Source organism: Orrella marina, from assembly GCF_003058465.1.
Classification (GTDB): domain Bacteria; phylum Pseudomonadota; class Gammaproteobacteria; order Burkholderiales; family Burkholderiaceae_B; genus Algicoccus; species Algicoccus marinus.
Genome location: NZ_CP028901.1, coordinates 3,693,561 through 3,707,840, shown reverse-complemented (window position 1 = coordinate 3,707,840; position 14,280 = coordinate 3,693,561). Strand labels below are relative to the sequence as shown.

The 14,280-nt window shown below is 55.6% G+C and carries 13 protein-coding genes; 4 read left to right on the top strand and 9 right to left on the bottom strand.

Annotated features, from left to right (window positions below; genetic code table 11):
• Positions 1-2 precede the first annotated feature (2 nt).
• Positions 3-1,376 (top strand): MFS transporter, encoded by a 1,374-nt coding sequence (locus DBV39_RS16915; protein WP_108623349.1) that lies wholly within the window; start codon positions 3-5, stop codon positions 1,374-1,376.
• Positions 1,377-1,403: 27 nt separating this feature from the next.
• Here the strand turns inward: DBV39_RS16915 and DBV39_RS16910 are convergent, their stop codons facing one another.
• The 3 genes from DBV39_RS16910 to DBV39_RS16900 form a co-directional block, all read right to left on the bottom strand.
• Positions 1,404-2,279 carry a universal stress protein gene (locus DBV39_RS16910; protein WP_108622541.1) on the bottom strand — a complete coding sequence of 292 codons (876 nt, stop codon included), beginning with the start codon at positions 2,277-2,279 and terminating at the stop codon, positions 1,404-1,406.
• A 10-nt stretch (positions 2,280-2,289) separates the two neighbouring features.
• Positions 2,290-3,765 (bottom strand): SulP family inorganic anion transporter, encoded by a 1,476-nt coding sequence (locus tag DBV39_RS16905; protein WP_108622540.1) that lies wholly within the window; start codon positions 3,763-3,765, stop codon positions 2,290-2,292.
• A 516-nt stretch (positions 3,766-4,281) separates the two neighbouring features.
• A complete protein-coding gene (locus tag DBV39_RS16900; RefSeq protein WP_108622539.1) occupies positions 4,282-4,791 on the bottom strand; it encodes a hypothetical protein in 510 nt (169 codons plus the stop codon).
• A 572-nt stretch (positions 4,792-5,363) separates the two neighbouring features.
• Between DBV39_RS16900 and DBV39_RS16890 the strand changes: the two genes are divergently transcribed.
• Positions 5,364-6,503, top strand: a complete 1,140-nt coding sequence (locus DBV39_RS16890; protein WP_108622537.1) for a GGDEF domain-containing protein — start codon at positions 5,364-5,366, stop codon at positions 6,501-6,503.
• 36 nt (positions 6,504-6,539) lie between these two features.
• Here DBV39_RS16890 and DBV39_RS16885 read toward each other — a convergent pair whose 3' ends face one another.
• From DBV39_RS16885 to DBV39_RS16865, 5 genes are all read right to left on the bottom strand, one after another.
• Positions 6,540-7,001, bottom strand: a complete 462-nt coding sequence (locus DBV39_RS16885) for a hypothetical protein (RefSeq protein WP_159079012.1) — start codon at positions 6,999-7,001, stop codon at positions 6,540-6,542.
• A gap of 135 nt (positions 7,002-7,136) precedes the next feature.
• Positions 7,137-7,949, bottom strand: a complete 813-nt coding sequence (locus DBV39_RS16880; RefSeq protein WP_108622535.1) for a mechanosensitive ion channel family protein — start codon at positions 7,947-7,949, stop codon at positions 7,137-7,139.
• Positions 7,950-7,963: 14 nt separating this feature from the next.
• Positions 7,964-9,181 (bottom strand): hypothetical protein, encoded by a 1,218-nt coding sequence (locus tag DBV39_RS16875; RefSeq protein ID WP_108622534.1) that lies wholly within the window; start codon positions 9,179-9,181, stop codon positions 7,964-7,966.
• 113 nt (positions 9,182-9,294) lie between these two features.
• Complete coding sequence (locus DBV39_RS16870) at positions 9,295-9,969, bottom strand: gamma-glutamyl-gamma-aminobutyrate hydrolase family protein (protein ID WP_108622533.1); 675 nt, start codon at positions 9,967-9,969, stop codon at positions 9,295-9,297.
• A complete protein-coding gene (locus DBV39_RS16865; RefSeq protein ID WP_108622532.1) occupies positions 9,948-10,931 on the bottom strand; it encodes an amidoligase family protein in 984 nt (327 codons plus the stop codon). Before DBV39_RS16865 ends, DBV39_RS16870 begins: the two co-directional genes overlap by 22 nt.
• 147 nt (positions 10,932-11,078) lie before the next feature.
• Here DBV39_RS16865 and DBV39_RS16860 point away from each other — a divergent pair, with 147 nt between their 5' ends.
• Together DBV39_RS16860 and DBV39_RS16855 are read left to right on the top strand one after the other, a co-directional pair.
• Positions 11,079-11,696 (top strand): DNA-3-methyladenine glycosylase, encoded by a 618-nt coding sequence (locus DBV39_RS16860; RefSeq protein ID WP_227870691.1) that lies wholly within the window; start codon positions 11,079-11,081, stop codon positions 11,694-11,696.
• Between the two features lie 109 nt (positions 11,697-11,805).
• Positions 11,806-12,750 carry an aldo/keto reductase gene (locus DBV39_RS16855; protein ID WP_193853081.1) on the top strand — a complete coding sequence of 315 codons (945 nt, stop codon included), beginning with the start codon at positions 11,806-11,808 and terminating at the stop codon, positions 12,748-12,750.
• Between the two features lie 36 nt (positions 12,751-12,786).
• Here DBV39_RS16855 and DBV39_RS16850 read toward each other — a convergent pair whose 3' ends face one another.
• A complete protein-coding gene (locus tag DBV39_RS16850; protein ID WP_108622530.1) occupies positions 12,787-14,202 on the bottom strand; it encodes a nicotinate-nucleotide adenylyltransferase in 1,416 nt (471 codons plus the stop codon).
• Between the last annotated feature and the right edge of the window lie 78 nt (positions 14,203-14,280).

Sequence of the window (14,280 nt, the reverse complement as noted above, 5' to 3'; positions counted from 1 at the left end):
TCATGGTGCCCTTTATTGTCGGCTGCGCACTCTTCATGCAGATGCTCGATGCAACGGTCATCGCCATTGCACTGCCAGCGATGGCGACCGAGTTTGCAGTCCCTGCGGTGCGGCTCAATACTGCCATCACTGCGTATCTGATGGCAGCAGCCGTGTTCGTCCCGATCTGTGGATGGGCGGCGGACCGGTTCGGGGCCAGACGGGTGTTTGTCACGTCCATCGTAATCTTTACGGTCAGCTCAGCCGGGTGTGCATCGGCCTCGACCGTTGCAGATCTGGTCGGATGGCGAATTGTTCAGGGTATCGGCGGCGCCATGATGGTTCCAGTCGGACGATTGATCATGCTGCGAACAGTGGCTAAACATGAGTTGTTACGCGCCATGGCGTTTCTCTCGCTGCCCGCGCTCATGGGGCCTGTTCTGGGACCGCCGGTTGGTGGTTTTCTGGTGACCTATGCCTCCTGGCACTGGATCTTTCTGATGAATTTGCCAATCGGAATTCTCGGCATTTTCATGAGCCTTCGCTACATCGCCGCCCAGGCAAACGAAACCACAGACAAACCACTTGATCTGCTCGGATTTTTGCTTAGCGCCACGTGCATGGCAACACTGGTTGCTGCGTTCGAATTGATGGCCAGTCGCGCGCTGCCGCCCGTCTGGATCGGTCTGATGATCCTGACTGGAATCGCCTGCGGCTATCTGTACAAAGGCCATGCTCAACGGCACGCGAACCCCATCATCGATCTGACGCTATTAAACATTCCGACCTTCAAAGAATCCGTACTCGGTGGCAACCTGTGCCGATTCACAATCGGTGCAACGCCCTTTCTGCTGGCACTGCTGCTTCAAACGGGATTTGGCATGTCAGCCATGTCGGCTGGACTGATCACGTTTGCCAGCGCGCTGGGCGCAATGGCCATGAAATTCTGCGCGCCGCCGATTCTCAAACAATGGGGTTACCGTCGAGTTCTGATGGTCAATAGCGTGATCACAGGCGCGACGATGGCTTTGTGCGCGACGTTCACGTCAACAACACCGGTCTGGCTGATGATCGGGATTTTGCTCGTAAGTGGCTTCTTCCGCTCACTGCAATTCACTGCCATCAACACGCTTGGCTTTGCCGACATCCCCCAAAGCAAGCTCAGTGTTGCGAGCGGGTTCAGTGCCATGGCTCAGCAACTTGGCATCAGCGTGGGTGTGGCTGTGGCAGCACTGGTCATCAACACCAGCATGAGTCTCAATGCCCATGAGATCCCTGCCACGTCCGACATCACGCTCGGCTTCATCGTGATCGGCCTGATTTGCGCACTAGGCGCTCTTTTCTTCATGCGACTGCCTGCTTCTGCTGGAGAGATCCTGCAAAACAGAAGGAAATGAGTTCTGCAGTCGCCCCTAACCCATTTCTTATCGAAGCAGTAAAGTGGCGATCGTTGCTGATCGAAGAAGATCCGTAGTGCGACTGCCAAAAACGAGACTACGCCAGGGCGAATGACTGTATGCGCCCATGGCAAGCATGTCGATCTCCAGGTCTTGTATCGCCTTGGCAATCTCGATTTCAGGATCGCCCTGAGCCCGATGAGTGTGGACATCAAATCCCGCCTGCGCCAGTCGCTGCCTGGCCCACTCCATCTGCCTGTCTGCCGCACTGGTCGTGCCTGCCGCTTTCTGGCCCGCCATCAGAACATGTATTGGCAGTCCCCTGAAAATCTGACTTGAGGCAATCATCGCCACGCCTCTGCGAGTCATCTGCGTACCATCGAACGCAATCAGTACCCGCCTTGGTTCGACAAACTCGTTCGACACTGTCAGGATAGGTTGCTTGAGTACTCGCACCAGACTTTCTACATGTCGGCCAATATCACGTTGCGTGCGATCGCCTGACGCTCCCCGGCGACCGAGCACGTAGAGACGGACGCTATCCTTCTGGACCTGAACAGCTTCCAGCAACGTCCCCATCCTCTGACGCACATCCACCTCGGACAGTCCTGTGGCAAGTGCCCGTTCTCGCAGGACGTTCAGGAAGATTCGTCCTTGATCGCGCACGACCTTGCGGCGAATCTGGTCCTTCTGCGTCAATTCTGTCAGGAGCTGTTCCTGGGTATCCAGACCGAGGGCACCGCTATGGTCCTCGCTCTCGGTCACCTCAGAGTCTCGATCGATCACGTGCAGCAACTCAAGTGGCGCATCGAGCTTTCTGGCAGCCCAGGCGGCGTAATCTGTAACCACGTTTGCATAAGGCGATTGATCAACGCAGGCAAGAATCTTGTTGTCTGTTCTCATCGTCATCTCCTCAATGGCCCACGAGCATGTCGCGCCCGTCCGACTTGTCATGCACGGCAAACTTGTCGACCATCGTCGCACTGGCTTCGTTCAGCCCAAGCACCTCGACTTCCGTCCCTTCCCGACGAAACTTGAGCACAACCTTGTCAAGGGCTGTCACTGCCGTGATATCCCAGAAATGCGAACGACTGACGTCAATCCTGACCCTCTCAATCACTTCTTTGTAATCAAAGGCATCGACAAACTGGTCGGCACTCGCGAAAAACACCTGCCCCAACACCACATAATTTCGCGTACGGCCTTCGTCCTCACTGACAGATTCGACCGTCAGAATCGTCCCGACTTTAGCAGCAAAGAATACGCCCGAAAGCAGTACCCCAGTCAGCACGCCCATCGCCAGGTCATGCGTGAGAACCGTGACAAGGACGGTCGCGACCATGACCACACTCGAGCTCTTGGGGTGATCCTTCAGGCTGCGCAGCGACCCCCAGCTAAACGTCCCGATCGAAACCATGATCATGACCGCCACCAGCGCAGCCATCGGAATCTGGCTGACCCAGTCGCCCAGAAACACAACCATAATTAGCAAAAAGATCCCGGCGCTCAGCGTTGACAGTCGACCACGCCCACCGGACTTGATATTGATGACGGACTGACCAATCATGGCGCAACCCGCCATGCCTCCAATGAATCCACTGGCAATATTGGCCACGCCCTGCCCGACACATTCACGATTCTTGTTGCTCTTGGTGTCAGTCAGATCGTCGACGATCGTCGCTGTCATCATGGACTCCAGCAATCCAACCATCATCAGAGTCAGCGAGTAAGGCAGAATGATTTGCAAGGTCTCAAAATTGAATGGCACATCAGGAATCAGAAAAACAGGCAGACTGTCCGGCAACTCTCCCATGTCGCCAACCGTTCTGATATCGAGACCGACCAGCATCGAGAAGATCGTCAGCACAACAATCGCAATGAGTGGTGAGGGAACCGCCTTGGTCAGATAGGGCAAACCATAGATGATCCCCAGCCCGGCCGCTGTCATGGCGTAGACATGCCATGTCACGTTGGTCAGTTCAGGCAACTGGGCCATGAAGATGAGTATTGCCAGCGCATTGACAAAGCCCGTCACCACAGACTTGGAAACAAACCGCATCAGCACCCCGAGCCGCACCCATCCGGCAATGATCTGCAATACCCCGGTAAGCACCGTGGCAGCGAGGAGGTACTGCAGGCCATGCTCTTTGACCAGCGTGACCATGACAACTGCCATCGCGGCTGTGGCGGCCGAAATCATGCCAGGTCGTCCACCCGCAAAGGCAATAACCACAGCGATACAGAAAGACGCATAAAGGCCAATCTTGGGATCCACGCCAGCAATGATCGAAAATGCAATGGCTTCAGGAATGAGCGCGAGCGCCACAACCAGACCAGCCAGCAGGTCGTTGCGCACATTGGAAAACCAGTCTTGTTTGATAGAGTCCATGAACCGTTTTGAATAGTAGCGATGAGCACTGCATCTTCGGTCCGCATTCAAACTGAATGTGTCAGCTCGTCACAATCACACATTGATCGGGCACGAAGCTGGTAAACCACTGCAGAGTGGGACCTCGCCTACAACGCAAATACTGTGAAACAAGGGCTTGAAGAAGCAGCGTGAAAGCCTGCCCTGTCTGGGTAACCAGGCAGCACATGGCAGATGTATGTTGGGTGACGGTAAAACAACCCATCCGGCACCGGATCGGGCAGCATTACGTGTGGGTGAGGAAATTACATGGGTCTGCGAATATCCGGGAGAACCCGAATGTTAACGCGGATGACGAGATGCATCAATGCGACTGGCAAAAGACTTCATACGAACCTGGCACAAACACTAGAAGCGATCAGTCGAGCCACCCAGCTTTAATGCCCTCGCTTGAGGCGCCAGGGATCGAGGCAAACAACTTGCTACTGAGTGAGCAACTGCCTTCGAGCCCCGATCGCCCTTATGTTTCAATCGACGTTACTGCTTCATTTTGAGGGCGGGCAGATCAAAACTGACGCTGACATCGATAGACTTGTCTTTGTTCAGATCCTGGCCAATTTTTTCAGCCAGATACAGCCTGCCCTTGTACTGTCCTTGCACCTGCACCTTCTGCGAGGTCTCATCCTTGAGTGCAATGCTGAATTCGCCCGGCGCATCGGCATCGGACGTATAGCTGGGCAACATCTTGTCTCCCGGGAAATACATGACGTCTGGAGATGCCAGTGGCTGACCATTCATGAGCGCCACGTTGATGGTCAATGTGCCTTTAATCGCGTAACTGGGTTCGGCATGGCCTTGAATCACCACCATCTGGATGCCCGGTCCTTGTTCCGAGATGCTGACCGTTGACTCATTCCCCTTTGTCAAAATATGCCAGGTCTGCGGCTTGCCATCAATGGTTCCTTCAAATGTCTGCGCGACAGCCACACCAGACAGGCCCAGGCTTGCACAGAACAAACCAGCTGTTATTCCAAGTTTTGCGAACACAACATCCCTCCGGGACAAAGAATCAGTCAAATCAAAGCGTAGCCCACAGCCGGACAGCTGGTCAATAATCCCGCGGGACTAAGCAGATCAACGCACGGGAGGCTAAATTGCTGACATTGGCTCACACCCCAATCCTGACACGATCACCGCCCCTTTAGCCGCACCTGCAGAAAATAACCGCCTCTGTGCGACGCTAACCGTCTGACTTCTCTGGCCCGCCTCACGAGAGCGCCCACATCGAGCCCCGCCAGGTCCGCTTGCCTGAAGTCGCGCCAGCGAGGGTATGCGCACACAGTGCAGAGTTAGCCGCACGCCCCCTTCCTCACATGTCATGCTGATACACTCGTCGCTACTGTCCCGGGCAAACACAGCAGGACCTGAATGACAAAAGCTCCGGACAACAAAAACCAACAACCAAAACAAGCCGAGAGGCGGATAACCGCCGTAAAAGTTGAACTCTGCGCATCAACGCAGCTGTTGCAACCTTCAGTCCGGTCTTGCACGGATTTGCGCTGGCTAATGCTACCGTGGCTGGGCAAGCGTCCACTCACAGTCGACAAGGAGTTTGATTGATGGAAACATTCGCCTGGGACAAAAATTTCCTGACTGGCATCGAAAGCGTTGACTCCCAGCATCACCAGCTTGTTGATTTGTTCAACGAACTCAACGAGTCCCTCTTCTCCACGGACACCAACCGGGAGGAGATCATAGAGAAAGCGTTCGAAAGTGTCGTTGACTACACGCACTATCACTTTACAGATGAAGAGGCGTTGATGGAAGGGGCGGGAGTCGATCCGCGCCATATCGACATACACAAAGCCTTGCACGACCAGTTTGTAGAACAGGTCAAGGCCCTCTGGACGCAAAGGGAGATCATTGCCAACAACCCTGAAGTCTTCGTCGGATTCCTGACTTCCTGGCTCGGCATGCATATCCTGGGCGTGGACCAGTCACTGGCCAGGCAGATTCGTCGTGTTCGAGAGGGGATGGATCCTGCGCATGCCTGGGAACTTGAAGGGTCCGCCCAGGATAACAGCACTCAGGCTTTGCTGAAAATGATCAATCAGCTTTACAAGGTGCTCACGGTACAAAACACCAAGCTCGCCGAGGCCAACACGCAACTTGAAGATCGAGTCAGACTGCGTACGGAAGAGCTCGCCCAGGCCAATGCCGACCTGATTCAGGCAAACCGGCAACTTGAAGCCTTTTCCAGAACCGATGGACTGCTTCAAATCGCCAATCGCGCTTATTTTGATGAGCAACTGGAACTGGCCTGCGCACAATCCAGCCGCAGGGGCGAGACCATTGGGCTGCTGATGATTGATGTCGACTATTTCAAGCGTTACAACGATACCTACGGCCACCAGGCAGGTGATGACTGTCTGCGCGCAGTCGCCAACGCGATCAGACAAACGCTGTCACGCAAGACCGATCTGCTTGCTCGTTATGGTGGGGAAGAGTTGGCCGTCATACTGCCCGATACAGACCAGAGAGGCGTCGCGCTAATGGCAGAGCGTGTTGTCCAGGCGGTGGCTGCACTGGACCTGCCACACGAGAAATCAGATGCGGCCAGTCACGTTACGGTGAGCGTCGGCGGTGTGAGCGCCATTGCGGCAGAGTCTGGTGCAACAGAGGATCTCATCGCCAAAGCAGACGCAGCGCTTTATGATGCTAAAAATGGCGGCAGAAACAGGTTTGTCATGGCGCACTAGGCAAGGCATGAAAACAATGAGTGCAGGAAACAGGCGTCAAGTTTTGAGCGCGGGAATCAACTCCTGCTCGATCTTTTGCATCAACGCCTTCAGCATACTGAGCCCATCCACAAATGGCTGTCCCAGCATGTCGGTGACGCTCTGATCCCCCGAACCACCAAACTGGCCCACCCACTTCATGACGATCGCAGTCATCTCGTTTGCCAGGGCAAGAATCTGCTCTGTCGACTGGATCAACGGTTCAAGCATCCTGACCCACTGATCCGGGTCCGTCACCGCGGCCCACTGCATAGACATCAGCATCTCCGGCGAACGTGACTGCGCCATCGCCGAGCCGGCGATCAGTAGCAAGGCGCACAGGGTCAGTAAGACACACACATCATGTCGGCCCGAGCGTCCTGGTTTTTGCCCGATATCATTGCCACTACGCACACCACACCCTCCTCCAGCCACGTCGTCAACTGACAGCGCCTGTCTGCTCCTCGCAAGGCCTGTCAACGTCAGGACAATCCAGACTCTCCCTCCTCACTCCACCAATGCGACAAAACCAGGCAAACCTTATGCCAGATCCGATCCATATTGTGCTCACTATATGACCATCTGATGGTGAGCACAATAATCAAAAACCTTATATCAGCTGCCAACACCTGACACTACAGGCGATACAGCGAACCGGACACTAATATCCTGAAGCGCCGATCGGCCCCTGATGGTGAGATCCGTAATGAACCGGAATTGCTGGGTGCTGTCGACTGGATATGCCCGAATCTTGTAGTGAGTCCCCCACGGATGCTCTTTGGCAACGACCGAGACCGGATCATCAAAATACAAGTAAGGACTGGTGAGCGCTACATCCTCGAGTACTCGGCACACTGCCATCCCGTCATGCTCAGGGTGTAGATAAAAGTCCGCAACACATTGCAGACGCGCATCCCCGTTACTGGCGTTGTGAACAGGCTGAGTCCAGAGTTGTTGATGAGGGACCAGCACCCGGTCATCATCCGGCGTGACGATTTCCAGCGTGCGCATCCCTACGTGGCGCACCTCGCCATAGACATCACCGATGCGCACCCAGTCACCATTGCGGTAGTTCTGCTCGCCAACCGCCACGACACCGGCAATGAGACTGCTGACATAGTCTTTCAGCGCGAATCCGATCGCCAGTCCGACGCTACCCAGCAACACCGCCGTATTCTGCAGGGAAGGCTCTATCAGAATCGGGACTACCAGGATGACAGCCCAGAGAATGAGAACCAACCGGATAACCGGAACAGAAGACAGAAGCAATAAACGCCTCTTGCCAGTAAAGCGCTCAGCCACCCATGGGATCAGTCTTTGCATCAATGTGATCAGCACGATCGCTGACGCGATGATCAGACCGAGTTCGATCAGGTCTGTTGTACCCAGGGGTCGCAGTATCTGGGAAATTTGTCCGCTCTCGTTCATGCAGCCTCCTGAGCCTAGAAATCATCCGAGAGATAATTGTGACTGACCAATACATCGCGTACCGCGGCATAGGCAATTGACCTGATGAACCAGACAGCCTTGCGCTCCTCAAGCAAGCCCATCTGGTGCATGCGCTCAACCAGTGCCTCGACACGATTAGGCGACATGGGTAACGTTTGCATCAATCCGGCAAGATCAAGTCCGCCATGCAGGAGCAGCGCATGCATCAGGAGAAACGCGTCTTCGTCCTTGCCTGAGGGGAGCGTCACATCAGGCAGCAAGCTTGAAACCCAGATTCTATGAGTGCTGTCAGCGAGCTGCCCAGAATCCGGGTCTGAGTCCGGGTCTTCGCGTGACCCAGGTCCGGGCGCTTGTTCAGTGGAACGTAAAGATTCCCGCCAGTAGTTCACCGCGGTGCCAACATTCCCGCGGCAATGGGCAGCGAGATGCTCAAGCTCAACCCGGGACCCCTCGGAGCCATCAGGCACTGTGATGATATTGTGGCCGTTCTGTGCATTCAGGAAACAAAGCCTGCTTCCTGCATCAACCTCGGCCATCCCGCAAAACAAACGCTCAAGACGACCGGCATCGAACGCCTGGAGCGTGAGCGCACCCACAATGGGCGCACGGCATACCCGTCGCAGGTAACTCCAGGACCAGCTGTCACACCCGAGCAGAATCTTTTTCCCATGTTGCGCACAAGCGTGATTGAGAAGGTCGCGCACCATGCCCAGACCGTGCGAGTGTCGCAAAAAGTAACGTTCCAGATCCGGAATCACCCAGAGATGACCGTCAGCCAATGGCCAGACCATAGATCTGGCCTGCAAAACCATTTCAAGATCAGGCGCCTGCAGCACTTGAGCATCGTGCCGTTGCGCCCATTGCCTGAGCATGTTCGCGCGGTCCACATATGGCGGGGTGATGAGACACCGCACGTTGAACGGCGCATCTGAATCCGCTACCCAGTCCCGCAACTGGGCCTCCAGCGCAGCACTGGCGTGGTCCCACTCCAGCGATGGCACCAGGTGAGCCAGTTGCACCTGCGAAAGTCCGTGCAGTTCGCGCTCCTTCTGCAAGGGCTCAGTCAAGGGATCCTGGTCCCTCACAAACACCCGCTTGACCGTTTTCCAGAGATCGCTGGCGACACTCTGGGCAGGCGCTACTGGCAATCTGTACTCAGAAAGCGGCACAAACTCCCATAGCGAATCGACTGCAGACTCTTCCTGACTCATGACAAACGGCGTCCTCCGGACGAAAGGGTTCTGGCATCAGTTCAGGCACCGACTTGAGCAGCAAGTTGCTCAGGTGGATTCTTGTACAGGCCAGTCTGTGCTCCAAAACTTGATCAGACAGTCTGCCTCGCAGACGACACCAGCCAGCGAAACAAGGCCAGATGACTGGGCAGGTAAACCAGATACTCCGGATGCCACTGTACACCGACAAACACCTTTCCCTCACGCCCTTCGATCGCCTGCACAATCCCGTCACGATCGTGTCCGACCAGCTCAACGGACAGGCCTGGCCGGTCAACTGCCTGATGATGCAGACTGTTGACCCGGATGCGCCTTCGTCCACAGACGCTTGCGACCAGCGATCGTTCGGCCAGTTCGACATGCTTGGTTGCCAGCAAACCTGGACGGTTGCGGGTGTGACGGCGCATCTTCCGGATATCCTGATGAAGCGATCCACCGAGCACCACATTGATCAGCTGGGCGCCACGACAGATCCCCATCAGCGGCAGGCTCTGCTCGAACGCCCGACGAATCCATTTGATTTCAAGCGCATCCCTGTCCGTATCGATACGGACTTTATTCTGAACATCGCCCCCGTAATGTTCCGGACCGATGTCGTTGCCACCTCCGATGATCAGTGCGTCCAGCGGCAGATCACCTGAGTCATGCCGCACACTGATCCTGACGGGAATTGCCCCAGCGATCCAGAGCGCAAGCGCGCTCGACCACCAGCTTGGTGCCCAGCGCCTGCCATTGCCTGTGACGCCTACTCGTGGTCTTTTAGCCATTGGTCGACATAATGAACCCAGGCGGCACGATCCACCCCCAGCAGCCAGCGTTCCGAGCCTAGAAAGGCATGGGCCAGTTCCTCAATCAACTCAGGCCTGAATGCCAGCCACTCCACATGAAACCAGACATTCCAGGCACTGGCCAGCGTCCAGTCTGGCCGATCGATCTGACAGTTTGGCAAACGGTAGTGAAATGCTGGGCGCGCCTTGACGCGATCATCATCCACGACCTGCTGCACTGCCTGCCGGTCGATCTCGCTCAGCAACGGCAGGAGATCCATCGCACGGTTCCGGCTAGGATTGTATTGAAGGTAGTCAGCCATGATCTGGCCCATGTCCGGATGTTCACGCTGCAAGACTTGTCGGACATAAGCTTCAGGATACAGATCGATGTAGGGACTCAGCCGTCGCGCAAGATCGACCTCATGAGCATCCACAAGCCACCACTGCAACAAGCAGAACGCGCGCAAATAGTCATGAAGTGTCGAAGCGTCGAGGCCTGGCAGCTCGACATTGATATGAAGGCCATAGGCCGCGATGATCGACTCGTCGGTCCCGACCGCGCCAGCCTGGCGCAAAGCTTGCACCATTGCATCAAGACGCGCGATCTCAGTCATCGGAATGGGAGGACAAACCACCTCGACAGGCACCAGTGCGCTGGCTGCCCGACTGAGAGGCGCCAGTAGTGACTGCGCCAGCTCATCCTCAGGGCCGACCGCTCTGGCTTGCTTTTTAAGGAACGACCAGTCCAGCTCGATCACGAACTCACCCAGTCCGCCGACCACAACTTTCTGCTCCGCCACGCTGCACACCCGACGGTCCCCATTCAGTGCCTGAGCCACGGCTTTCGCGGTCTCGTCCAGCCCCACTCCGGAAAACTCCAGTTCAAAGCCCACCTTGCGCACCGCGCCCGAGGCAGTCTCGATGCGGTCCGGAAATCTGTATCGGGACGGATTCTGCATGAACGACTCCTGACATTGACACCGTTTACTGCCCGCAGGATACCACCTCCGGGTATGCTACCGAACAGGATCGGACGTACGTATCGAGCCAGTCGCCCCGATGCCTGCAAGCCGAGTACACATTGCCGACGGTGCAAGAGATTTGCCATGATGACACCCGACACAACACCACACAGCCTCCTTCGCGAATCCAGCCGCGTTCCTTCGAGCATCTTTGAAGGTGACCCAGTCGCCGCTGCACGCGCCATCATTGGTGCCATTCTTGTTGTCAACGGAGCTGGTGGCATCATTGTTGAAACGGAAGCCTATGATCAGAGCGACCCGGCCTCCCACAGCTTCAAGGGACTAAGGCCGAGCAATCGATCCATGTTCGGACCGCCCGGTCATGCTTACGTGTACAGATCGTATGGGGTTCACTGGTGCCTGAATTTTGTGTGCCAGCCAACTGGCCAAGGGGCGGGTGTGCTGATTCGTGCTCTTGAGCCTCTGTTCGGTATTGAGCAGATGCAGGCAAGACGCGCAACCCGCTCACCCCGTCTTCTGTGCGCCGGTCCTGGCCGACTGACCCAGGCGCTCGGCATTGATGACCGACATGACGGACTTGCCCTGAATGCATCGGAACTACAGGTGTTTGAAGCTCAGTATCCTCCTGATACCAGGCAGATTCTGGTTGGTCCTCGAATTGGCATCACCCGGGCGATCGACCAACCGTGGCGATTTGGTCTTGCCCGATCCGGATTTCTGAGTAAACCGTTTCGGTCCTGAAGGGAGCTGCCTTCGGATTTGAACGAAGGGTTGCCACCGACGTACTATGGCTAGTATCGAACGGGCAGACCATGCCGGTCATTGCCAGCCGCTCAGGAGAATTGACATGGTGCATCAGCGCAATTTGGGATCAACAGGAATCGCCATCGCCCCACTGGTATTTGGCGGCAATGTGTTTGGCTGGACAGCAGACACGGCCAGATCATTCGAGTTGCTGGACAGATTTGTCGAGAAAGGGCTGAACTTCATCGACTCGGCTGACGTCTACAGCGCGTGGGCCCCAGGAAACAAAGGCGGCGAGTCAGAAGAGGTAATTGGTCAGTGGCTCAAGTCCCGGGGCTGCCGGGAACGCGTTGTCATCAGCACCAAGGTGGGAATGTGGGAAGCCCGAAAAGGTCTGTCCGCCAGGAACATCGAGCAGGCCGTTGATGAATCGCTCAGACGACTGAACACAGACTACATTGACGTGTATTTCGCCCATATTGACGATGAGAACACGTCACTTGAGGAGTCCCTGACTGCCTTTGACCGGCTTGTCAGTAGCGGGAAGGTTCGCGCACTCGGTGCGTCCAATTATGGTGCCGTGCGCCTGGCACAAGCGCTGCAGGTCGCCGGGGAGAAACAAGTATCCCCCTATCAAGTCATACAGCCTCTTTACAACCTGTATGACCGCAAGGAGTATGAGCAAACGCTGGAGCCTCTTGCTGAACGCAACAACCTGGGAGTCATTGTTTACTTTGCACTGGCGAGCGGATTTCTGAGCGGAAAGTACAAGGACATTGACCAGATCCGCAATACGCCACGTGAAAGAATGCTCGGCAAGTACTTCAATCCGCGAGGAATGAGCATCCTGGATGCCCTGCAGACAGTCGCAAAGGAGACCGGGGCCAGCCCGGCGCAGATTTCTCTGGCATGGCTATTGCACAAGCAATCTGTCACCGCACCGATCGTCAGCGCCACCAGCACCGTCCAGCTTGACGAACTTATCGGCAGCTTTGATATAAAACTGACAGAGTCCTCAATGAAATTGCTGGACCAGGCATCTGACTCCTGAGATCCACATCAACTGCAGATCGATTCGGCACGGAAACTATTCCGTATCGAATCCAAGCAAACGGCGCTCGACGATGGTCTGCGCGACATTCTCGGGCACATCCGTCTCCCACTCACCCCGGCCACGACGCAGCGCCGCCAGCACACTGGCACTGTCGATATGCAGGTGACTTTCATCCAGAGGCTTGATCGCCAGCAGCTTGTTATTCGCAATCAGAAAAGCGAGCAGGTGGCGCAAGTTTTCAGGGACAACGACATTATCAAGCGTCACCAGATCGTGATCAGTCTTGTCTCTGGGTCTCGCAGGATAGACGTAGACGTGCGTATTGTCCGGGAAGAGTTTTCCAAAAGCTTCGAGAATTCCTCCTTCCAGACTTTCGTAATATTTCTCGTCGAACAGAAACTCGAAATCACGGACGGAGAGCACGATACCGATTGGTTTTGGCGTGTAGCGGCGCAGGTAGGCCCGTAACCTGAAGAACCGCAAGTAGTCAGAGATCATCACGGTATACCCCTGCGAAGCAAGCAGGTCCATCCGGGCAAGAAAATCCTCTCCGTCCACATTATCACCGGTCACCAGCGAGTTCATTGTGATCTCCGCCAGCGCCATCACTTCATTCTCGTCTACCGCCGAGATTTGACTGTACTGTTTGAGGCCAGCGTGCATCATGTCAGTATTGACGAGCGTGACCGGATTAAAGCTACCTCGCATCACCAGTACCGGCTTGCGATACAGCAGCTCACCAGGAACCACCACCTCACCGGCTGGATTGAACACGACCGCACGGGTCAGCCAGCTGCGGATCAGATGCAGGTTCATTAGCCGGTTCTCGACTTCCTCGAAGTACGGTCCACTGAAGTGAATCAGGTCGACCTCGATACGATCCGATCCCAATCCGTCCGACAGTCCCTCGACGATCCACTCGGGCTGATCAAAATGGAAAAACGCACCATAGATCAGATTGACGCCCAGAATGCCCAGCGCCTCGGACTGCTGCGCATTGTCATTGTCGAGCATCCGGACATGCAAAACGATGTCGCTTGGCTCCGCTCCGGGATGCAATTGAAGCCGCACGCCAATCCAGCCGTGACATTCGTTCTTCTGCTTGAAACTTCGAGCCGTCACTGTTGCTGCATAAGCAAAGAAAGTCGTATTGCGCGCACGGACATGAGTCAGCCGTTTGACGACCTGACTGAACTCGCGGTCGAGCATCTGCAACAAACGGGCCCGGCTGACATACCGGTCAACATGCCCGTAGATATCGTCACTGACTGCCATGTCGTAAGCCGACATGGTCTTGGCAATTGTGCCAGCTGCCGCACCAACGTGAAAAAATCGCCGGGCGACTTCCTGACCAGCGCCAATCTCGACGATGGAGCCGTACTTGTACTTGTCCAGATTCAGCTTGAGAGCTTTCTGGTCTGTGGTCAGAGTGGCGTCACGCTTTCGCATACTGGTTACTCATCGGTTCAACGGTCTCAAGGGATAACCCGAATAATAAGCCAAGAACACGAAAGCAAGTAACAGTGA

Bases quoted from the DNA above. Each gene is read 5' to 3' on its own strand.
- DBV39_RS16880 (WP_108622535.1), bottom strand. From the start codon at position 7,949: ATGAACGAGAGCGGACAAATTTCCCAGATACTGCGACCCCTGGGTACA.
- DBV39_RS16905 (WP_108622540.1), bottom strand. From the start codon at position 3,765: ATGGACTCTATCAAACAAGACTGGTTTTCCAATGTGCGCAACGACCTG.
- DBV39_RS16890 (WP_108622537.1), top strand. From the start codon at position 5,364: ATGGAAACATTCGCCTGGGACAAAAATTTCCTGACTGGCATCGAAAGC.
- DBV39_RS16915 (WP_108623349.1), top strand. From the start codon at position 3: ATGGTGCCCTTTATTGTCGGCTGCGCACTCTTCATGCAGATGCTCGAT.
- DBV39_RS16875 (WP_108622534.1), bottom strand. From the start codon at position 9,181: ATGAGTCAGGAAGAGTCTGCAGTCGATTCGCTATGGGAGTTTGTGCCG.
- DBV39_RS16910 (WP_108622541.1), bottom strand. From the start codon at position 2,279: ATGAGAACAGACAACAAGATTCTTGCCTGCGTTGATCAATCGCCTTAT.
- DBV39_RS16860 (WP_227870691.1), top strand. From the start codon at position 11,079: ATGATGACACCCGACACAACACCACACAGCCTCCTTCGCGAATCCAGC.
- DBV39_RS16850 (WP_108622530.1), bottom strand. From the start codon at position 14,202: ATGCGAAAGCGTGACGCCACTCTGACCACAGACCAGAAAGCTCTCAAG.
- DBV39_RS16865 (WP_108622532.1), bottom strand. From the start codon at position 10,931: ATGCAGAATCCGTCCCGATACAGATTTCCGGACCGCATCGAGACTGCC.
- DBV39_RS16870 (WP_108622533.1), bottom strand. From the start codon at position 9,969: ATGGCTAAAAGACCACGAGTAGGCGTCACAGGCAATGGCAGGCGCTGG.